General features: G+C 68.8%; 14 protein-coding genes. 7 read left to right on the top strand and 7 right to left on the bottom strand.

What is annotated here, in order from left to right; translation table 11 throughout:
* Positions 1-90 precede the first annotated feature (90 nt).
* From ACG83_RS13015 to ACG83_RS13000, 4 genes are all read right to left on the bottom strand, one after another.
* A complete protein-coding gene (locus ACG83_RS13015; protein ID WP_054566361.1) occupies positions 91-1,491 on the bottom strand; it encodes a GvpL/GvpF family gas vesicle protein in 1,401 nt (466 codons plus the stop codon).
* Positions 1,472-1,987 (bottom strand): gas vesicle protein GvpJ, encoded by a 516-nt coding sequence (gene gvpJ, locus ACG83_RS13010; RefSeq protein ID WP_054566360.1) that lies wholly within the window; start codon positions 1,985-1,987, stop codon positions 1,472-1,474. The genes ACG83_RS13015 and gvpJ overlap by 20 nt, the downstream gene beginning before the upstream one ends.
* Positions 1,988-2,090: 103 nt before the next feature.
* A complete protein-coding gene (gvpO, locus tag ACG83_RS13005; RefSeq protein ID WP_076834368.1) occupies positions 2,091-2,393 on the bottom strand; it encodes a gas vesicle protein GvpO in 303 nt (100 codons plus the stop codon).
* Between the two features lie 196 nt (positions 2,394-2,589).
* On the bottom strand, positions 2,590-4,155 hold the full coding sequence (locus ACG83_RS13000) for a CYTH and CHAD domain-containing protein (protein ID WP_054566359.1): 1,566 nt from the start codon (positions 4,153-4,155) through the stop codon (positions 2,590-2,592).
* A gap of 287 nt (positions 4,156-4,442) precedes the next feature.
* On the opposite strand from ACG83_RS13000, the gene ACG83_RS12995 reads away from it, so the two are divergent.
* Positions 4,443-4,886 carry a ChaB family protein gene (locus ACG83_RS12995; RefSeq protein WP_054566358.1) on the top strand — a complete coding sequence of 148 codons (444 nt, stop codon included), beginning with the start codon at positions 4,443-4,445 and terminating at the stop codon, positions 4,884-4,886.
* A gap of 82 nt (positions 4,887-4,968) precedes the next feature.
* Here ACG83_RS12995 and ACG83_RS12990 read toward each other — a convergent pair whose 3' ends face one another.
* Together ACG83_RS12990 and ACG83_RS12980 are read right to left on the bottom strand one after the other, a co-directional pair.
* Entirely contained in the window at positions 4,969-5,469 is a 501-nt protein-coding gene (locus ACG83_RS12990) for a hemerythrin domain-containing protein (protein WP_054566357.1), read from the bottom strand.
* 749 nt (positions 5,470-6,218) lie between these two features.
* Entirely contained in the window at positions 6,219-8,504 is a 2,286-nt protein-coding gene (locus ACG83_RS12980; protein WP_054566355.1) for a SpoIIE family protein phosphatase, read from the bottom strand.
* 188 nt (positions 8,505-8,692) lie between these two features.
* Between ACG83_RS12980 and ACG83_RS12975 the strand changes: the two genes are divergently transcribed.
* From ACG83_RS12975 to ACG83_RS12965, 3 genes are all read left to right on the top strand, one after another.
* Positions 8,693-12,697, top strand: a complete 4,005-nt coding sequence (locus ACG83_RS12975; RefSeq protein ID WP_063793045.1) for a HAMP domain-containing protein — start codon at positions 8,693-8,695, stop codon at positions 12,695-12,697.
* Between the two features lie 363 nt (positions 12,698-13,060).
* The gene (locus tag ACG83_RS12970) at positions 13,061-13,612 is read left to right on the top strand and encodes a hypothetical protein (RefSeq protein ID WP_054566354.1); all 552 of its coding nucleotides are present in this window, start codon (positions 13,061-13,063) and stop codon (positions 13,610-13,612) included.
* A gap of 356 nt (positions 13,613-13,968) precedes the next feature.
* Complete coding sequence (locus ACG83_RS12965) at positions 13,969-18,768, top strand: diguanylate cyclase (protein ID WP_083473180.1); 4,800 nt, start codon at positions 13,969-13,971, stop codon at positions 18,766-18,768.
* A 51-nt stretch (positions 18,769-18,819) separates the two neighbouring features.
* Here the strand turns inward: ACG83_RS12965 and ACG83_RS46625 are convergent, their stop codons facing one another.
* Positions 18,820-19,341 (bottom strand): hypothetical protein, encoded by a 522-nt coding sequence (locus ACG83_RS46625; RefSeq protein WP_235497855.1) that lies wholly within the window; start codon positions 19,339-19,341, stop codon positions 18,820-18,822.
* A 38-nt stretch (positions 19,342-19,379) separates the two neighbouring features.
* On the opposite strand from ACG83_RS46625, the gene ACG83_RS12955 reads away from it, so the two are divergent.
* From ACG83_RS12955 to ACG83_RS12945, 3 genes are read left to right on the top strand one after another with little or no spacing between them, the layout of a single operon-like run.
* Entirely contained in the window at positions 19,380-19,826 is a 447-nt protein-coding gene (locus ACG83_RS12955; protein ID WP_054566351.1) for an SRPBCC family protein, read from the top strand.
* Positions 19,823-20,326: a MarR family winged helix-turn-helix transcriptional regulator gene (locus ACG83_RS12950; protein ID WP_054566350.1), complete on the top strand. Its 504-nt coding sequence runs from the start codon at positions 19,823-19,825 to the stop codon at positions 20,324-20,326. The genes ACG83_RS12955 and ACG83_RS12950 overlap by 4 nt, the downstream gene beginning before the upstream one ends.
* 28 nt (positions 20,327-20,354) lie before the next feature.
* Entirely contained in the window at positions 20,355-21,134 is a 780-nt protein-coding gene (locus tag ACG83_RS12945; RefSeq protein ID WP_054566349.1) for an SDR family oxidoreductase, read from the top strand.
* The last annotated feature ends 212 nt before the right edge of the window (positions 21,135-21,346 follow it).

The following is a 21,346-nucleotide window of genomic DNA, read 5'->3' as shown; positions in this document are numbered from 1 at the left end:
CGTCCTGGCAGCCGTTCCGTCCGGCCCCGTGGCCATCGCCGGGTATCGCCGTCACCACCGCGGTACCGCGGTGTCGGGACGAATCGCTGATCAGTCACGCTCCTCACCTGGTTCGTACAGCGCACCGTCATCCGGCCGACCCCCGTGCGGGACGGCGAACCGGTCGGATCGTCTGACTCCCGCCGCCGCACCGGCAGCCGCCTCCGAAGAGCCCGGCGCGGCTCCCGGCCCGCGCTCGGCTCCGCGGCCGGTCGCGCCGTTCCCGCCGAGAGTCAGATGGACGAAGGAGTAGGGCGGCCACGGCCCTGTCACCACGGCGGCGTAACCGACCTCCGCCAGCGGCGGGGCCAGCCGCTCGGCCGCGTCGAGGAACTCCTCCTCCTCGTCGCGGTCGACAAGGTAGGCGCAGTCGAGGATCCGGTCCGGCCGGCTCGGGCGGCGGGCGACGTCCCGCGCGTGCGCGAGCAGCTCCCGGCGCGTCCGGTCCACGAGGCGGGAGATCTCCTCGCGCTGTCGTTCCTCCTCGCGCAGCTCGTCTCGGCGGGCCGTCAGATACGCGGTACCCGCGCCCGGGCTGGTGGTGGTGTCGCTGCCCTCGGTCGATCCCGCACCGGCCGGTTCCGCGGCGTCGACATAGCCGGCCGGGGGCGGCTCGTCCGCGGCGACGCCAGCCGCGTCGGGTGCGGTCGGGTGTTCGGCGTCGATCCGAAAACCCCACTCGCGGGCGCCGCGCAGCGCGTCGAGCGCGCCGGTCAGCTCGGACTCGGGATCGTCGAGAACGCCCACGGCCTCACGTTCGCCGGCGAGGACGGTGCCGAACCGCAGGGGCAGCACCGCGGCACGGTCCTGCAGCTCCCGCAGCACCTGGTCATGGCCGCGTGCCAGGGCGGCGAGACGTCCCGTCTCGGAAAGGTCCTCGTCGATGTCGCGCAGCAGCGCCGGGTCGATGGCCGAGACCACCAGTGAGACCCCGCCCCGCGTGACGGCACGGGCAGCGGTGTCCGCGGCGAGGCCCGGCAGGTCATCGACATCGGTACCGGCAGGGACGATTCCATAGGCGTAGAGCGCCTGATTCCGCTCGCTTCCCACTGGCCGGCCATCGCGACCGCTGGCCCAGGGTCCGTCGCGACCGCCAGGCTGAGGGACGTCCCGGTCACCGGGCTCAGGGCCCTTGCGGAAAGCCGGCACCGGGCCATCGTGAGGTGTGGCGGGGCGCTCGGCTGCGACCCGGCGGTCGCCGCGGGACTCCGGCCGGGCCGGGCCGGATACCGATGCGCGGGCTGCCCCGGACGAGGGCAGGCCCGCTGCGGACGAGGGCGCGCCTGCTGCCGTTCGCTCACAGGCGGCTCTGGTGATCTCCTGGGCCAGGAGCTGCGCCAGCCGCGCACGCGCGACCTCGCGGGCCTCGGCCACGGCGTCGGCCAGCACGCCGGGCGCGAGCCGGGCCGCCAGCTCTTCGACAACGCCGAGATCAGCGTCGGCCGCGTCCACGGTCCGACCTCCTTCCGGCATCCTCCTCCCAGAACGGCCGCGACTCGTCCCGGCGGGCCGCCGCCCGGCGCCCGGCGGGCGACCGCATAGAGGACTCGACCGCATCCGGTTCCCGGTAGGGAAGAGCCTGGCCGGACGAGCTCTCCAACAGGGCGAGCCTGGAGCGCAGTTCATCGTTCTCAGCGTGCAGCGCCCGCACCGTCTCCTCGCGCAGTTCCCGTTCCTGCTCCTGTTGCAACGACCGTGCCTCGCTGCTGTAGAAGGGGTCGGTGGTCCACCAGTCCAGGCCCATCTCGCGGGCGGTATCGGCCGATGCGATGAAAAGGCGCAGCTTGAGCGTGAGGAGCTCCACGTCGAGAACACTGATGACCACGTCACCGACGATGACGACTCCCTTGTCGAGCACCCGCTCCAGCACGTCAGCGAGAGAGTCCGAATGCGGCCCGCTCAGCGTTCGCAGCCGCGGGGCGGCGAGGGGAGCACGGTCTATCGCCATGACTCACGATCTTCCGAAAATCGATCTTCCGAAAATCACAGTGCCCCCAGGTCCACGGAGCATGGCCCCCGGCCTGGACCGCATACCGGCGGCTAGTCGGCGGTTAGTCGGTGGCGCCGCGCACGAACCTGCGCAGCCGCTCGTACCCCAGCAGGCAGCCTGTGTCGTCAACATCGAGTCGGTAGGTGGCGATCACGCTGGTAGTCGACGGAATGCGTTCCAGCTCGGTCAGATCGACCAGGAACGACCACCCGGACTCTGTCCTGCGTGCCCCGGTGACCCGCTCGGGAGCCTGGCCCACCAGCGTTCCGAACTCCTCAAGGCAACGACTCGCGACAGTGGCGAGCCCGCTGCCCGCGGCCATCTGGGATGCCCGTCGCCCGTCCGCCGGATCGTCGGCTGGCATGTCTCCTACATCAGGTCTGTCGGCCACTCCCGGGTCCGTGGAGGGCGAGCCGACCCGAAACACTCCTGTGTGCGTCCCCGTGCCCACTCGATGTCGGCGCAAACGTGTGGTTCGCGGCGCGGTGTCCCTGCGACCGCGAGACGGAGGGGGACCTCCTCACGGCACGTACGCCTCCCTCATGGCACGTACAGGGCGCTCAGCGCAACCAGCGGCGGTGGCGCCGGCGAGCGAGTTCGGGCCAGCGCGCGGTGAAGGTGTCCCTGGTCAGGTGGGCCTGTTCCCGTTCGGCGCCGAGAAGGAGGCCGTAGGTGAACGAGGATTCGCCGGCCTGGTTGGCGGCGATCGCGAACTCGCGCAGGACGCCCTGGGCGATCACGCAGTCCTGGTGCTCGCCCAGGCTGTTCTGGATCTTCTTGGCTCGCCGGGCATGCTTCCCGGCGTCCTCCCCGTAGACCGGTGTGGCGGTCTCGGCGGCGTAGCGCAGCTGTTTCGCGGCCTTCCGCGCGGCGTGCAGGGCGGCGTCCTGGCCGGCGCCGGCGGGGGTGTGCAGGGCCCGGTCGACCCGGCGGCGCAGCTTGCGGTCGGCTTTGCGGATCGGTATGCGCAGTGCCGCGCCGGCCGGGCGGTAACCCCGCGCCGAGTACGGTGGCTCCGCGACGAAGGCGATCAGGTCATCGAGAAACGTCAGGTACCGGGCGTCACGCATCCAGACAAGGGCCTGTTCACGGCCGCGCAGGTGTTGCGAGCGCAGGTGGCCCTGAACCCGGGCGGCGACCGGGCCGAGCAGGTCGCGGTCGTCGAGCGCGTCGATCGCGGCGGTGAACCGCTCGAGCTGGACCTCACCGTCCCGGGCCGGGTTGAGCAACAGGTTGAGCTTTCGCAGCCGGTCCTGCAGCGCGCCGGCGGGGATCGGGTCGAACAGCTGCCGGAACGTGCGCAAGGAGCTCCGCAGCCGACGGGCGGCGACTCGCAGGTCGTGTACGGACTCGGGGTCGCCGAGGCGCACGCGGGCGTCGGCGGCCAGCAGGGCCCGGGTGTGGGTCGCCAGGTAGCCGCGGACGATCTCACCCGCGGTCTCCTCAGCCCCGGCGACCCGGCTGGGTGGTTCACGGAGCTCGGGGAGTTCCGTGGGCACCTGCGATCCGAGTGCCCGGACGAGTTTGGATGGCCAGGCGGCTGGCCGTGCCCCGGCACCGCACAGGACCGCGCCGGCCGCCGGCAGGACGCGGGGATCGTCGCCGAGGGCCTCGACCTCGATCTCACGCCAGCAGGACACTGTTGTCGCCGAGCCGAGCGCCTGGGCGTGGACCTCGTCGTCGGCGAGTTCAGCCAGGTCATGTCCGTCGGGGGCGCGCAGCGTCGTCGCGCGACGGACGGTTCGTACCCGCGCGACGGGGGCCAGCGGCCGGCCCCGCGTGGTGGCGGCGACGACGTCGGCGAACTCGCCCGGGACGGTGCCCTCGCGGGACGGATCTCGTTCGATGACGTTCAGGGGGCGGCGGATCTCGTCCCGGGTGGCGCCGGAAAGCGGCAGCTTGAGATGCCATCCCGCGTCACCTCCGCCCTGCCTGCGGCGCAGCGTGATGCGGTGGCGAGCCAGCCGAAGATCGTCGGTGTCGTAGTAGACGGCGTCGAGACGCTTCTCGGTCGGCCCTGCGGCAGAAGCGATCCCCGCCAGGCCCGTCAGCGGTGGAACGACGAACGTCAGGTCGACGTCGAACTTGGCCTCTACCTCCTGACGAGCAGATGTCGGTGTACGCATAACACCCTCCGTATCGGCCGGCCCCGTTCTTTTCGGGCGTACCCGCTCCGATCGCAGTAACCGCCGAGTACCCCCTCCGAAGTACACGGAGCGTGTGCCGGGCCTGGGCACGGGTAAGCGTCCCGTACGTCGTCTCCCGGCGGCGCCCAGCGGCCCGCCGGCAAGCTGCTCGATCGGCTCGAGCGAGAGCACCGACGATCGACGGTGCCGGCCGGACGCTACCGTGCCGGCCTGGCTTCAGCTCTCCGCCCGGATCGACGAGTCGGGCGAGAGGAGATCGGTACGCCATGATCAGCAAGAAGCAGCAGGCACAGCGGGCCCGCTCCGAGGTCCCGTCGACAGTGGCCCGTTCGGACGACAAGGCCGTGCGCACCTGGAAGAAGACACACGATTCGGCCGTGGAGACCTACGGGGAAGGAGAGCGGGCGCACCGAGCGGCCTTCGCCTCCCTCAAGCACACCCATGAGAAGACCGGCGACCACTGGCAGCCGAAAGCAGCTCCCGGTCCCTCGGACGAGCAGGCGGCGAAGCCGACCCGGCAGGCGCTCCGCCATCCGTCTCCGACGGCGGAAGGCGTCGACGCCAACGCCTCCGTCGCACACCTGCGCGGCATCGCGAGAGACCTCGGAATACCAGGTCGTTCGACAATGCGGAAGGCGGACCTCATAGCGGCCATCAGGAAGGAGAACCGGCGAGCCACCGCGGCGGCCCGCAACCGCAGCGACTCGTGAACACCCCCACGGCGACTCCCCCCGACCCCACACCCGGTCCGGAGCGGTGACAACACCATCCACAGTGCTGGAACCGGCGTGGCTACTTGATGACGGCGTCAACAGCCTTCTTGAGGGCGCTCGGATGGGCCGGGTTGTGCGGAGCCTTCTCCTTCGCCTCCAGCAGCCGTTCCCCGATCTCGGAAAGCTGCTTGCGGCCGAGTCCATCACGAACCCGGGGAAAAAACTCCCGTTCTTCCTCGTCGATGTGGTGCGTCACACTCTCGATCAGAACCGCCGCCTTGGCGCTGAAACGCTCCGCCTCCGGCGAGAGCGCGGCCAGCTCCACGGCAAGGAGATCGGCGACATGGTGCTCCTCGTACGATTCGAGGATGTCGTCCTCCAGCACCGGCAGCAGCCCACGCACCTCCGGATACATGACCTCGTTCTCGATGTAGGTATGCACCGTGAGTAGTTCGATGAACTTGTCGGCAAGCCTGCCCTTGGCAGCGTAGGCTTTCTCCCCCGCTTCCTGGAAACGCTTGAACGCAGCCTTGATCGCCTTGTGGTCTTCCTTCAGGAGCACGATGGCGTCCGTCGACATTTCATGTCCTCCGAATCTTGACGAGGTGAACTCCACGCAGCCGGGCTCCCGTCCCCGGGGCGGCGCAGAATCCTTTCGTCAGCACCCTCAGGCGGTGCCCGACCGATTCTGGAATCTCCACCGGCAATCAGGGCGACTCGCTCGCGAAGCAGGTTCCTCCCCACATAGGCAGAAATTTCGCCTTTGGGTGGCGGGACCATCGCCAATGACTCGCCAGGCCAGGTCTGCTCCTGTTTCGGGCGCTGCTGCTCGTTACCCAAAGCTGCCACTGCACCTCCAACATCGGGGCCTGCCGGAACCAGATCTGACCGAAGTCTGTTCAGAAGCCGGAGCGGTAAACGTGGCGTGTGCCCGGGCTTCATCCTCCGGGATGAAGACCGTTGCGCCAGGGACAGATCCAGACGTCCCGCCAGGCCGCGGGACCGAAGGTCGTGGTGATGTAGCCGCTCCCCTGCTCGCCGATTCGAGCCTGCACCGCGCCGAACGTGGCCAGGCTCGCGGACCGCAGGCCAAGCAGTCGCTCGGGCGGCAGGCCGGGCACATTGAAACGACAAATGCCGTCACGATCTCAGCGTGCCCGTCCACAGCGAGCCGACACACCGCCCCGTCAACGAGCGTGCCAGCCACCGGGTGGTCGACGCCGGCCGGGGTACCGGTCGTCATGCCGCGCTCGGCTCGCATGCGTAGGACCGGACGCTGCCCTGGAGGAGCGCCGCGCGTGAGACATCACGAGCCACGAGCACAGGTGATCATCGGACGTGGACGGCGATGAGGCAGGTGTCGTCGTCGGTGTCGGACGCAGCGCCTGCCAGGAGATGGTCGGCGTACGCCTCGACGTCGTCTACTGGACGTTCCGCGAGACGGAACAACGCTTCCAGGGATTCGTCCAGCGAGGTCCCCCGTCGTTCGACCAGTCCGTCGGTGAACATCAGGAGGATGTCGTCACGTTCGAGGACGGTGGTGCGCTCCTCGTACTCGGCGTCGTCGACCACGCCGAGCAGAATGCCTTCGGGGACCGGGAGGTGGCGGGCGCGGCCGTCACGCAGGAGCACCGGCGGGAGGTGCCCGGCCTGGGACCACCGCAGCGTCCGGGTGAGGGGGTCGTAGCGCCCGCAGATCGCGGTCCCGGTGACCTGGTCGGTGAGGTGATGGGTGATCGTGTTGAGCCAGCCGAGGAGCTGAGCCGGCCCTGCTCCGGTGACGGCGAGGCCCCGGAGGCTGTAGCGCAGGTTGACCATGGCGGTGACGGCGTCGATGCCGTGGCCGGCGATGTCGCCGACGACAAGCAGGACGTCGCCGGTGGGCATGGTCACCGCGCTGTACCAGTCACCACCGACGAGATCGTCCTGTTCCGCCGGCCGGTAGCGGACCGCGATGTCCAGCCGCGCTGATCGCGGCAGCGGCGATGAGGTGGCGATGATCGCCTGTTGCAGGCGGAGCGCAAGCCGTTGTCTGTCCTCAGAAAGCCGTTCCGCTTCGGCGAGCCGGTCACGGGTGGCAGCGAGGGCCACGTGGGCGCCGTAGGCGGCGGTGATGTCCTGGTAGGCCCCGCGCACGGCGGTCCGGGTGCCGTCGGGCGCGGTGACCGGTTCGCCGAAGGCACGGATGCTGCGGGCCGAGCCGTCGGAGTGCATCAGGCGGAACGCACTCACCGCCGGTCGTCCCAGCCGGACGAGACTGTCCCGGAACAGGCGCACCCGCTCGGCGTCCTCGGGGTGGGCGTGACCGTCCAGCTCTTCGAGCCGGATCGGGAGCTGTGGCCGAGGGCGGCGGAACACGGCGTGCGCGTTGTCGGTCCACAGCACCTCACCTGTGGCGAGGTCCTGTTCCCAGCCGCCGAGCTGACCCAGCTTCTCCGCGTTCTCCAACAAGGCCCGAAGCTGAGCGCTGTGGTCGGCAGCCCGCCACCCGATCACGATCCCGTCGAACAGTCCGACCGCGCGGACCTCGAGGTCGACCACCTTCACAGCGCCCTCGACGAGCACCTGGACGGGGAACTGACGGGCGTAAAAGGGCTTCTCGACAGCCATGGCCTGACGCAGGTGTTCGAACAGTCCGCCGGGCATCGCGGTAAGCGGGTAGAGGGTGCGGAACCGGCGGTCGAGCAGTTCGGCGCGGCTGCGGCCGGCTGGGTCGACGAAGCCCTCGGTGACGTGGTCGACGTGGAGGTCGACGACGCCTCCAGCCGAGTCCCGGACCGCGCGCGCGAGCATCCCGGATTCGAACAGCCCGTCCAGGAGAGCCGGCAGCCATTGAGCTCGCTGGTCACGCGACGGGTCCCCGTGCAGAAAGAGTGCCTGCACCGCCACCTGAGCAGCCGCGAGCAACTGACGCCGAAGCACGACGTCGAACTCCGCGACGGATTCGGGCCAGCAGACCTCCATCACCCCGACCAGGGTGCCTGTGTCGGTCATGGGGAGCAGCGCCCGTGCTGCCGCTCGGCTCCCGGTCGTGGGGACGGGTTCGCCGGGTGGGACGCCGCGGGGCCACCACTGGGCGGCCGCGTCGTGGAGGACGCGCAGGGGGAGGCTGTCGAACTGCGGCGGCACACGTGACCAGCGGCTGGCGTCGAGTGAGCTGAGACCGGTGTGTCCTACCAGTCCGAGACTGCCGTCGGGCTCCAACGCCCACAGCGCCACCGACTGTGCTCCTGACCCCGCGAGCATCTGGTCGAACACCACGGTGGCGACGTCGTCGCCGGCCGCGGTGTGCGCCTCGACCTGCGCGAGCCGTGCCTCACGCCGCCGGCTGACAGGCAGATCCGAGTGGGCGATATCGTCGAGGGCAGTCTGGTCGACGAGGTCGAGCGCGAGTTCCCACACTGGCACGCCGGTCTGGCCGGCGAGCCGTGCCAGTTGGGCAGCGGCTTCCGCGGGGGAACAGCGCAGGCGTTCAATGAGGACGCCTTTGGCGAGCTCCACCACGGCCTGTGCGGTCCGCTGCTTCCGTTCGAGGTCGAGCTCGGACTGCAGGCGGGCGACCAGCGTGGCCCACGACGGCCAGCGCGGATCGTGGACAGCTTCGCCGCCGTCCACTCGACCTCCAGGATCCGCCTGCCCCCGCCGAGAGGCATGCACGTCCTACACCAAGAGCGAGCTTCTGATCACAGACGGGTGAGCGGCCGCTCACCCGCTCGCGCGTTCGGCTGTGTTTACCCTAGTCCACCGCTCTGAACCTAAAATTGACCGATGCCCGGTTGCATGGGCCGACATCTGGAGCTCGTGTGACTGAGGCTGAGGCGTTTGACCGAGCACTCGACGACGCCGCTCTTCGACGTCTGCTCGCCGGCCTGTCGGCGGTGCGTGGCGGTGACTTCGGCACCAGACTGCCACAGAGCGGCGACGCGCTGCTGGACGAGATCGCCACCGTGTTCAACGGTATGGCGGACCAGCTGGCGCTGGTCACCTCCGAGGTCACCCGGGTCGCCCGGGAGGTCGGTACCGAGGGCAAGCTCGGTGGCCAGGCCGTGGTTCCCGGCGTGTCGGGCACCTGGAAGGACCTCACCGACTCGGTCAACGCGATGGCGGGCAATCTCACCGGCCAGGTCCGCGACATCGCGCAGGTAGCCACGGCGGTGGCCCGCGGTGACCTGACCCAGAAGATCACCGTGCCGGCCCAGGGCGAGATTCTCGAGCTCAAGAGCACGATCAACACGATGGTCGGGCAGCTGTCGTCGTTCGCCGACGAGGTCACCCGGGTAGCACGCGAGGTCGGCACCGAGGGCCGGCTCGGTGGTCAGGCCGACATCAAGGGTGTCGCGGGTACGTGGAAGGGCCTCACCGAGTCGGTGAACGTGATGGCGGCGAACCTGACCGACCAGGTCCGTTCGATCGCGCAGGTGACGACGGCGGTGGCCAAGGGCGACCTGTCGCAGAAGATCAGGGTCGACGCCCGCGGCGAGATCCTGGAACTCAAGGAGACCATCAACACGATGGTCGACCAGCTGTCCGCGTTCGCCGACGAGGTGACCCGGGTGGCACGCGAGGTCGGCACCCAGGGCAACCTCGGCGGCCAGGCCAACGTCCGCGGCGTGTCGGGCACCTGGAAGGACCTGACGGACAACGTCAACGTGATGGCGTCCAACCTGACGGCCCAGGTCCGCTCGATCGCGCAGGTGGCCACGGCGGTCGCCCGCGGCGACCTGTCACAGAAGATCACGGTCGAGGCGAAGGGCGAGGTCGCGGCGCTCGCGCAGACCATCAACACGATGGTTGACCAGTTGTCGTCGTTCGCGGCCGAGGTCACCAGGGTGGCGCGTGAGGTCGGCACCGAGGGGATGCTCGGCGGCCAGGCCGACGTAATGGGCGTGTCGGGCACCTGGAAGGACCTCACCGACAACGTCAACTCGATGGCGAACAACCTGACCAGCCAGGTCCGCAACATCGCCCAGGTGACCACGGCCGTCGCTCAGGGCGACCTGTCGAAGAAGATCGACGTGGACGCCCGGGGCGAGATCCTCGAGCTCAAGACGACGATCAACACCATGGTCGACCAGCTCTCGTCGTTCGCCGCCGAGGTCACCCGGGTCGCCCGGGAGGTCGGCACCGACGGCGCCCTGGGCGGCCAGGCCGAGGTCGAGGGCGTGTCCGGAACATGGAAACGGCTCACCGAGAACGTCAACGAGCTCGCCGGCAACCTGACCCGCCAGGTGCGCGCGATCGCCGAGGTCACCAGCGCGGTGGCCACCGGCGACCTGACCCGATCCATCACGGTCGAGGCGAAGGGTGAGGTCGCCGAGCTCAAGGACAACATCAACGCGATGGTGAAGTCGCTGCGGGAGACCACCCGGGCCAACCAGGAACAGGACTGGCTCAAGACCAACCTGGCCCGGGTCTCCGGCCTGATGCAGGGACACCGCGACCTCGCCACGGTCGCCGAGCTGGTCATGGACGAACTCACGCCGTTGGTCGACGCCCAGCACGGCACGTTCTTCCTCACCGACGTCACCGACGGCGACGCGATGCTGCGGCTCATCGCCAGCTACGGCTACGCCGGGAGCGCGGCCGTGCCGGTGACCTTCAAGGTCGGCGAGTCGCTGGTAGGTCAGGCGGCGAGGACGAAGAAGCAGATCCTGGTCGCCGAGACGCCGGCCGACTACGTCCGGATCTCCTCCAGCCTGGGCCAGGCCAGACCGGTCAACCTGATCGTGTTCCCGATCCTGTTCGAGGACCGGGTGCTCGGCGTCATCGAACTCGCCTCGTTCGCACCGTTCACCGAGGTGCACCGCGACTTTCTGAACCAGCTGATGGAAACCATCGGCGTCATCGTCAACACGATCATCGCCAACTCGCGGACCGACGCGCTGCTCGTCGAGTCGCAGCGACTGGCCGGCGAGCTGCAGGCCCGGTCCAGCGAGCTGCAGGTCCGGCAGGAGGAGCTGCAGCGGTCCAACGCCGACCTCGAGGAGAAGGCGGCGCTGCTGGAACGTCAGAACCGGGACATCGAGCTCAAGAACATCGAGATCGAGCAGGCCCGGCAGGAGATCGAGGAGCGGGCCCAGCAGCTGGCGCTGGCCTCCAAGTACAAGTCCGAGTTCCTGGCCAACATGTCCCACGAACTGCGGACTCCGCTGAACAGCCTGCTGGTGCTCGCGCGGTTGCTGGCGCAGAACCCGACACGCAACCTCACACCCAAGCAGGTCGAGTTCGCCAACGTCATTCATTCGGCCGGCTCGGACCTGCTGCAGCTCATCAACGACATCCTGGATCTGTCCAAGGTCGAGGCCGGCAAGATGGACGTCCACCGGGAGTGGTCCGACCTCGGCAAGCTGGTCGACGACCTGCAGGCGACGTTCCGACCGCTGACCGCCGAGAAGGGCCTGGACTTCGCCGTCGAGGTCGCGCCGGACGTGCCAACCCGGCTGTTCACCGACGAGCAACGGCTCGAGCAGGTGCTGCGCAACCTCCTCTCGAACGCCGTCAAGTTCACCGAGGACGGCCAGGTGGCGCTACGCATCCACACCCGTCACCCGCTCGAACCTGACGGCGGCGGCACCTCGAAGATCGCGTTCGCCGTCGTCGACACCGGCGTGGGCATCTCCGACGAGAACCTCAAGCGGATCTTCGGCGCTTTCCAGCAGGGCGACGGAACCACCAGCCGCAAGTACGGCGGCACCGGGCTCGGCCTGTCCATCTCCCGTGAGGTCGCGGCGCTGCTCGGCGGCGACATCCGCGTGGAAAGCGAGTTCGGGCGCGGCAGCACCTTCACCCTCTACCTGCCATTGGACGACCTGCCGCTGCCTGGAACTGCATCCGAGCCGGTTCCGTCCCTGCCGGCGCGGTCCGGGGCGCTGCAGTACGAGGTCGTCGCCCAGCCTGCTCACCCCGCTCGGATCAGCCAGCCGGCGCTGTCGTCGTCCGGCGAGGCGCCGCCGGACCGTCGCCTGCTGATCCTCGAACCCGAATCCAACGGACTGCTAGGCCTGATCGCGCAGCGGGCATCGGCGGACCTCGCCGACACCCACGGCCCCATCCAGGTCGCCACGGTCACCACGCCGGACGACGCCATCCGAGTCCTGGAAGCGACGCCGTACCGCTGCGTGGTGCTCGACCTGACGCTGCCTGACGCCTCGGCATTCGCATTCCTGCAGCGGGTTCAGGAGAACGCGGACCTGCGGGACGTCCCCGTCCTCGCCCACCCCACCCAGAAGATGCACGACGCGCACGAGCGGCTGGCGCAGGCTCGGTACCGGACCCTGCGCCTGGAGCTGCTTCCATCGCTGGACGAGGTGCGGGAGCGCATCACTCTTCACCTGTCCGCCGACCGGCCTGATGACCTGCCGCCGCTGCTCGCCAACGACGCGGCGGCCGTCGAGCGCGACGGCGTGACCGAACCGCCCGCCCGCCCCCAGCTGCGCGAGCGGAAGATCCTCGTGGTCGACGACGACGTCCGGAACGTGTTCGCGATCTCGAGCGTGCTCGAGGTTTACGGACTCACCGTGCTGCACGCCTCGAACGGCCGGGAAGGCATCGAGATGTTGCTCGGCAACACCGACGTCGACCTGATCCTGATGGACGTGATGATGCCCGAGATGGATGGCTACGCGACCATGAGCGCCATCCGGGAGATGCCGCGCTTCGCGGATCTGCCGATCATCGCCGTCACCGCGAAAGCGATGCAAAGCGACCGGGAGAAATGTCTCGCCGCGGGTGCGACCGACTTCGTCGCCAAACCGGTGGACACCGAGATGCTGCTGGCTCGGATCGAGCTGCGAATGCCCGGTCGGTAACCGTCGAGACTGGAGCGTCGAAGCACGCCGTTCCTTCGCCATCCCACGAGCCTCTCCTCGAAGGGCATGTTTGTGGACGCTCGACTCCGGGGTATCCGGAGCGATGCGCATGGTGGCGGCCACCCGACGATCGCACATGTCTGGCCGACAACGAATGGGGGTGGGCCCATGTCGACATCCATCACCACTCACCATCCATCCGACTTCCGACCGGCGAGCTGACGCCGACTTCGTCCGATCCGACCGGCCTTGTCGCCAGCGGCCTTCTCGCGGCGATCAGGATCAGCCGGGCGGCCCGGAATCCAATCAGCACGTCCGCACGCCGGACTCCCTGCTCCGGGAAAAAGGAATGGGTGGTGCATCATGAGGAAGGCGCACGGGATTTCTGGTGCGATAGTCCCACTGGTCCTGGGCCTGCTGTTCATGGCGGTTCCGGCACGAGCCGGAGGGCCAACGGTAACTCCGGTCACACCGGCGTCTCCGGCCGCACCCGTCACGCCGGTCACGCCGGTCCTGACGGGCATCAGCGCGGCACATGCGGCCAGTGCCCGCGCGGACCTCGTCCGGTTCCACTTCCAGCCGGCAGCCCCCGCCGAGGTCACCGCCCGGTACGTGCCGATCTCGGACCTGATACAGGACGGCTCCGGCCTTCCCGTCGCCGTGCGGGGCCGGTCCTTCGTCAAGGTGGTCTTCCATAATGCGGCGGCCCATGACGAGCAGGGCAGGGCTACGGCTCCGCGCAACCTGTTCCCGATCCGCGTGACCACCAATGTTGTCCAGGTGCGGTCGGGTGGCGACTTCGAGGGCGTTGTCACCTACTTCGTCGGCTTGCGCCAGTCCGCGCCCGGACCGCAGGTACAGCCGACGGTGCAGCACACCGGCACGAGCGTGATCGTGGCGATCCCGACCCGATAACCCGGAAGGACGAGGGGCGCAACGGGCAGGCCGCCGCGCGTGGCAGTTGCCCGGACACGAACGGGAGTGTCCGATGAACGTCGGACACTCCCGTTCGGACATCAACGCCCCCTGAAATCCCGCTATTTGATCACCAGGTCGCCGGAACCACCGTAAACATCGTCCAATGAGACAGCAGTGTTGCCGTCGTTCTGACCAGCGGCAGACTGGATAGATGAGCTGAACGTGGGTCGAGACAGAGCGTGAGGTGCGGGGGTGTGGATGGATCGGAGGGGACGGAACCGAGTCGACATCTGCCAACCGCGGTGCGGGTGGACGTGCTGCATGAGACAGAACGGACTCGGGTTACCCGCATTATGTCCGCGACCGGGAGCCTGATCCGGAAGGAACCGCTGGGACCTGGCGCGGAATGGCGGCTACGTCATGAGACCGAGATTCTGAAGCGGTTGTCCGGTGTTGATGGTGTGGCACAGCTGGCGGATGGCAGTCCGTCCTGCCCGGGATCGATCCTGCTGGCCGATGTCGGAGGTATCGCTCTGTGCGAGCTCGCCACGCCGTTGGCTCCGGTGACACTGGTCGAGCTGGCTGAATCGCTTTCGCGGGCGGTAGCGGGGATGCACCGCCGGGGCGTGGCGCACCAGAACATCAATCCCGCGAACATCGTGGTGGGCGGGAACCGAAACATCCCGTATCTGGTCGATTTCGCGCTGGCCACCAGCATCGCCGATCTACGGCCGGGATTCCCCCATCACAGGGAGATCGTGGGAACGGTGCCGTATCTGGCGCCGGAGCAGACTGGCCGGACCGCGCGCCTGGTCGACCAGCGGGCCGACCTGTACGCGCTCGGGGCCACCTTGTACGAGCTGGCAACCGGCGCACCGCCGTTCGGTTCGAGCGACCCGGCACGGATCATCCAGGACCACCTGATGAGGATTCCGGTGCCACCCGCCGCGGTGAACCCGCTACTGCCGGCAGAGCTCTCGGCGATCATCATGCATTTGTTGAAGAAGGAGCCGGACGATCGCTACCAGACCGCTGATGGACTGGTGCGTGATCTCGTCCTGCTCCGCCGCGGCGCGCGGGTGAGTGATCCCGGCGCACACGACTCGCCGCTGCGACCCCTTGCACCGTCCCGGCTGGCCGGGCGGGACGAGGAGATCCGGGACCTGGGCGCGGCGTTCGCGGAGGCGATGGCGGGCCGCTGCCGCGGCCTCCTCGTCAGCGGCGCGGCGGGAGTGGGCAAGACATCCCTGGTCAACGAGCTCCGGCCGATGGTGGCCGGTCGCAACGGCTGGTTCGTCGCCGGCAAGTTCGACCAGTTTCGCCGAGACGAGGAGTATGACGGGGTCCGGCAGGCGTTCCGTGCGCTGGGTCGGTTGTTGCTGGCCGAGCCAGAAGGCCGGCTGGCCAAGGTCAGGGACCAGCTTCTGGATGCGTTGGGGCCCAACGCCGAACTCGTCGCCGCCGCCCTTCCGGAGCTCGCCGCGCTGTTGAAGGTCGCTCCCGAGCCGGGCGACCCGATGACGGCCCGGGTACGACTACAGCACGCTTCAGTCGCACTACTTCGCACCATTACGTCCTGGCGAAGGCCGCTGGTATTCGTCGTCGACGACCTGCAGTGGGCTGGACGGACACCGCTGGGTTTCATCGACCTGATCCTCGGCAGTGAGGAGCAGACCGAGGGATTGCTCCTGGTCGGCGCCTACCGGGACAGCGACGTCGATATCGCTCACCCACTGACGCCGATGCTCGACCGCTGGAGTCGCCAGCCGACCGGACCTCACCACCAGCGGTTGGGTAACCTCGTGCCCGCGGGGCAGACCAGCCTGGTCGCTGACATCCTGCACATCGCCCCTCAGTCGGCCGGTGAGTTGGCACGGATGATCGAGTCCATCACCGAGGGCAGTCCGTACGACACCGTGGAACTGTTCAACGCGCTGCGTCACGAGGGTCTGATCGCTCCCGGTGAGAGCCGTTGGCACGTGGATCGGGCCGCACTGCGTTGCCGGCTGGCCGGCCTGGACATCAAGAAGCTGCTGGCCGCGCGGGTGGCATCGTTGCCTTCGGACACGCGAGAAGTGCTGATGGCGATGGCCTGCCTGGCGGGGCGAGCGGAGCTGGATCTCCTGGCCACGGCGACCGGGCTCGCGGCACCGGAGGTCGAGCGACGGCTGGCGCCCGCCTACGCGGCCGCCTTGCTTGTGCGGGAGCACGACGACCGGTCGACGATCCGGTTCCACCACGACCGGACGCAGAAGTCTCTCCTGGACAAAATCACAGCGACCGAACGGCGCGCTGTTCGGCTGCGCCTGGCCCGGTGTCTGTCCGAACGGGACGAGTACTTCGCTGTCGCCGCGGAGCAGTATCTACTGGTTGCCGACGCGGTTCACGCCACGCAGGAACGGCAGCTCATGGCGGCGCTCTTCCGGCGGGCCGCCGGCCAGGCCCGGATACTCAGCAACTACCCGCTGGAAGAGCGGTTCCTGACCGCGGCGATGCCGCTCATCGATCCGGCTGACACCGACCAGCTGATCGCGGTCGGCACCGAGCGGCACGCCGCCCTTCACCGGCTTGGCCTGCTGGAAGAGGCCGATGAGGCCTACGAAAGCGTCTGTCGGCTTTGTACGCACCCGACTCAACGGACCGCGGCTGTCGAGGCGCAGGTTGTCAGCCTGACCAACCGGGGCCTGGCTCGGGAGGCGATGCGGCTTGGCCTCGACCAGCTGAGGCACCTGGGTTTCGCCTTCCCGGACCGGGATCATCTGGACTCGGACATCGACCGTGGGCTGAAGGAGGTCCGCCAGTGGATCGATCGGACCGACGAGTCGGATGATCTTCGGTTGGCGGGCGGCATCGACCAATCCCGACTCGACGCCTGCAGGATCATCGACCGGCTCCTGCCCGCGGCCTACTTCTGCGATCAGCCGATGCTGGGCTGGCTGACCGTGAAGGTACTGGAGATGTGGGTGCAGAACGGCCCGCATGCCACCTTTCTCGGCCCGGCCGCCGGCGCCTCGTGGACTATCGGCAGCCGCGGCGACTATCGCACCGGGTACCGTGTGGTGCAGCGGCTCCTCTCGGTGAGCAGGTCACTCGGTTATGATCTTGAGATCGGTCGTGCTCAATACCTTTACGCGGCTGGTGTCGGGCACTGGTTCGATTCCCTCGAGGAGAATATTTCGGGGGCCCGTCGGGCGCTGGAGGTGCTTGTCCGCAGTGGTGACCTGCAGAATGCGTCGTATACACGCTACATGTTGGTGCACAATCTGCTGGACTGTGCACCAACTCTTGACGCCCTTGCCCCCGAGGTCGACGCAGCGCTCGCGGCCGGGGCAGGCACCGGTAATGCGCATCTTGTGGAGAACGTCCAGCCGTGCCGCCAGCTGATCAGGATTCTGCGTGGCGAGACCGTCGAATCGGAAGCCGACGAGGTGTCCGCCCTGAGCAGACTCGCGGCCAATCCGATCGCCCGCGCCCATCTGCACATCGCCTTGGCCCTCGCCGCGGCGATCTTCGATCATCCGGCCAGGCTGGCCCGGCACACCGCGGCGTCGATGCGGCTACTGCCGGTGATCGAGCCGATGTATGTGACGACGACGGCACGACTGCTGCGGGCCATGTCGCTCGCGGCGCAGGCACGAGCCACCGAAACGAGTCAGCGTGAAGCCTCACTGGCTGAGCTGGACGAGTTGGTCGCATGGTTGTCCGCGCGTGCGGCCGACGCGCCGGTCAACTTCCTCCATCTGCTGCGTCTGGTGGAGGCGGAACAGGCCTGGGCTGTCGGTGATTTCCACAAGGCGGCGTACATGTTCGACGTCGCGCAGCGCGAGGCGTCCACGCGGGATCGTCCATGGCACCGAGCGCTGATCCTCGAACGCACCGCCCGGTTCTACCTCTCCCACGGCATGCTGGAGGCTGGAAACGCTCCGCTCGCGGCTGCCCGCCGTCAGTATCTGGCCTGGGGCGCGACGGCGAAGGTCAGCCAGCTCGACTGGGTTCACCCGGTGCAGGGCATCGAGTTCACGGCCATGGAGCCAGATGCGCGCCGACTGGCGGAGCCCGCCGGGTGCAAGCCCGCCGCCACGACCCGGACCATTGACCTGTTCGGTATCGCGGCCGCGTCCCAGGCGCTCGGCTCCGAGACCACCATCGACGGTCTACGAGCAAGGGTCGCGGGAATCCTGTCGGAAATGACCGGCGCCACCAGCGTACACCTGTTGCTACATGAGCAAAATGAAGCTGGCTGGTCCGTGCCGGTAGGCGACGGCGACACCATCTCTCTCGACGAAGCCGGTCGGCGGCGCATGCTGCCGGCTTCGGTCATCTGGTATGTCGATCGCACCCACCAACCCCTTGCTATCGACGACGCGACCCACGACGAGCGGTTTCGCCGCGATCTGTACTTCGCCGACCTCGACCGTTGCTCCCTGCTTGCCCTGCCCATCACAATACGCGGCACGCAGGGCGCGATGCTTCTCCTCGAGAACCGAATGATCCGTAGCGCGTTTACTATTGAACGCCTGGAAGGAATCATGCTGGTCGCCGGACAGCTGGCTGTCTCACTCGACAACGCCCAGGTCTATGCGTCGCTGGAACGCAAGGTCGCCGAACGAACCCAGCAGCTCTCCGTCGTGAACCGCCGGCTGCTACAGCTGTCGACGACTGATCCGCTGACCGGGCTGGCCAACCGCCGGCGTCTCAGCGAGGTCCTCGATGTGGAATGGAACCGCGCGGGACGCCATTCTACGCCTATCGCGCTCACGATAGTCGACATCGACTATTTCAAGCTTTACAACGACCATTTTGGCCACAGCGCGGGCGACCAGTGTCTCAAAAAGGTCGCCGCATGCCTCGCCAAGAACATCCGTGACACTCATCTGGTCGCTCGCTACGGCGGCGAGGAGTTCGCCATAGTCATGCCAAGGACAGGCCTGGGAGCGGCCGCCCGGCTCGCTCATCGGAGCCGTTCGGCGGTCGAGGAGCTGGCCGAACCGCACCCGCTGGTCGACAGGGGAATCGTCACCGTGAGCATCGGCGTCGCGGCGGCCGTTCCCCCCGTGGACGGCGATCTCAATGCGTTCTTCGAGGTCGCCGACGCCGCGCTCTACAAGGCCAAGCACCGCGGCCGCAACCGGGTGGCGGTGGCACGTCGATAAGCACGCGGGATTCGACGATGGCGGGCCGGTCGTGGATCGAGCGAAGGTTGGTCAGCTGCCTGAGGGCTCCGCCGCGGGTCCGGCCGCGGCCTCGACGGTGACGATAGGCGCGGCGGGTGCGCAGGTTGTCCGGGTCGAGTGGGACGACCAGGCCGCGGTGGATGGCCTCGTAGACGTCGGGATTCGCGACGACCGTTGGAAACCTGGCCGGCCACCGTCCCGGGTACCGACCCGCGACACCGCCGCGACCACACCTGAGGTGCCGAGCGAGAGCAGGCATTCACCGAGCCGCAGGCCCAGGCCCAGGGCGGCGCCCGCATTGTCGCCGCAGCCGGGGCCCAGCAGCAGCTGCCCGAGCCCGGCGCCGGGGTCGCCGCGGCCCACCGCCTCGCCGGGCGCCGCGACCTCGGGAAGGCGAATCCGTGCGGTCTCGCCGGGGGTGCGCCGCAGCGCGAGCGCGAGCAGATCGCGACGGTAGCCGCCCGTGGCAGCGCCGGAGGCGTCGTAGTAGCCGGTGCCGACACGCTCAGCCTCGACAGAACGACATAATCCTTGTCTCGACCATCTACGCACAGATAATCTGTGCGTAGTCAATCGACGAGGGGACAGCCATGTGGACCACCGAGTACAGCGCCGTTGCGGATGCCGCCCCCGAGGCGGTCTGGGCCGCGCTGCGTGACCTGCATTCGGGCGTGAAACTGAGCGAGCGCAGTGACACCTTCGAGCTCCACGGCCCGTTCGTCGTCGGCACGGAGCTCTCGGTGACCCCTGCCGGCCAGGACACGTTCCGGTCGAAGATCGTCGAGCTTGACGAGCCGAAGGTCTATGCCGACCAGACCCAGTTCGGCGAGCTGACCCTGTTGTTCCGGCACGTGCTCATCCCGCTGGAGCCGGGCCGGACGAAGGTCACGCACCACCTGGAGATCAGCGGCCCGGGATCCGACGACGTCGGGCCGGAGCTGGGCCCGCAGATCAGCGAGGACTTCCCGGAGGCCATGGCCGACCTCTTCACCGCCGCGTCATCCGGGAGCGTCCCCCAGGGCACACCCACACCGTGACCCGGTTCGCTGGCGGCCCCGCCGACAGCCCGGGTTTTCTCCTCTGGCGGACCACTCTGCGCTGGCAGCGCTCCGTGGCCGACGCACTCGGGCCGCTGGGGCTCACCCACGTTCAGTTCGTGCTGCTGGCGTGCGCCTGGTGGCTCAACCGGCAGGGCCAGCAGCCCAACCAGGTCACGATCGCCGCGCAGGCCGCCACGGACGTGAAGATGACCTCCGAGGTGCTTCGCCGCCTCGAAAGCCGCGGGCTCGTCGAACGGCGTCCCGACACCCGGGACACCCGGGCGAAGGTCATCGTGGTGACCGATGCGGGAGCCGCCCTGGCGCTGCGTGCGTTCAAGGTCGTCGAGGACGCCGACGAGGCCTTCTTCGGCGACGCCCCCGGTCCGCTCATGGAGGAGCTGCGCCGGCTGGCCCAGTTCGGTGTCGAAGCCACGTCGGATGCCGCGGGCCGCGCCGGCGACATCCAGCCTGCCGGCACCGACCGCGAAGCCGGGTAGTCCGACCTGACGGAAGGTGTCGTGGGGCGTGGAGCTCACCGGGAACGTGGCCGTCGTCACCGGAGGCACACACGGTGTTGGCGCGGCCATCTGCCAGCGGCTCGCCGCCGATGGTCATCATGTGGTCGTCGCCCACCACGCCCCCGCCGCGGCGGCGGCCCGCGATCTCGTGGCGGAGCTGACGGCCGCCGGCTGCTCGGCGAGCACGCGCCAGGTCGACCTGACGAGGGCCGACCAGGTCGCTGACCTGTTCGACGAGGTGCTCGCCGACTACGGGCGGGTCGACCTTCTCGTCAGCAATCCCACCGGCGGCACGGCACGTCTGGTGGCCGAGCTGGAGACCGACGTCCTCGACCAGACCCTGGCCGCGAACGTACGGGGCGCGGTGCACCTGCTGAGAGAGGCAAGTAGCCGCCTCGCCGAGTGGGGAAGAATCGTCATCCTCACCTCCACCGTGGTGGCGGCTCCGACAGTGGGTTCGGCGGCCTTCGCGGCGAGTATGGCCGCAAGGGAGACATTGGGGAAGGTCGCCGCGAAGGAGTTCGGCACCCGCGGCATCACCGTCAACTCGCTGCGCATCGGTCCGGCGGACCCGGCTGGCCCGACGTCGGCTGGCCTGCCGACGTCGGGCCCCGTGCCGGCCGGCGGCGGGGCAGCCGGCGGCGGGGCAGCGCCGGCCCATCCGTCGCCGCTCGGGCGCCCGGGCCAGCCTCAGGACGTCGCCGATGTCGTGTCGTTCCTGGTGAGTGACGCCGCCAGATGGATCACCGGCCAGGTGATCAGCGTCGACGGCGGGGCAACCGCCTGATTCTTCGCGGTTGCCCGTAACGCCCGTCACGCCTGCCTCGACGGGAACATTTCGGGCTCATCGTGTTCGCCCCAGGACTTCGACCGCCCGGCTCGCGGCTGGCGGCTGGTGCGCGCGAGGACGCCGCCGGCTCCGCCCCCTCGGGTGACCCGGTGCCGAGGACAACGAAGCCGGCGGCGGTCCGCCGGATCACCTCCGTCTGATCAACGTCC

The sequence above is a fragment of the Frankia sp. R43 genome (assembly GCF_001306465.1).
In the GTDB taxonomy this organism is placed as follows: Bacteria; Actinomycetota; Actinomycetes; order Frankiales; family Frankiaceae; genus Parafrankia; species Parafrankia irregularis.
The sequence above is the reverse complement of the archived record's forward strand: the minus strand, read 5'-3'. Positions and strand labels throughout refer to the sequence as shown.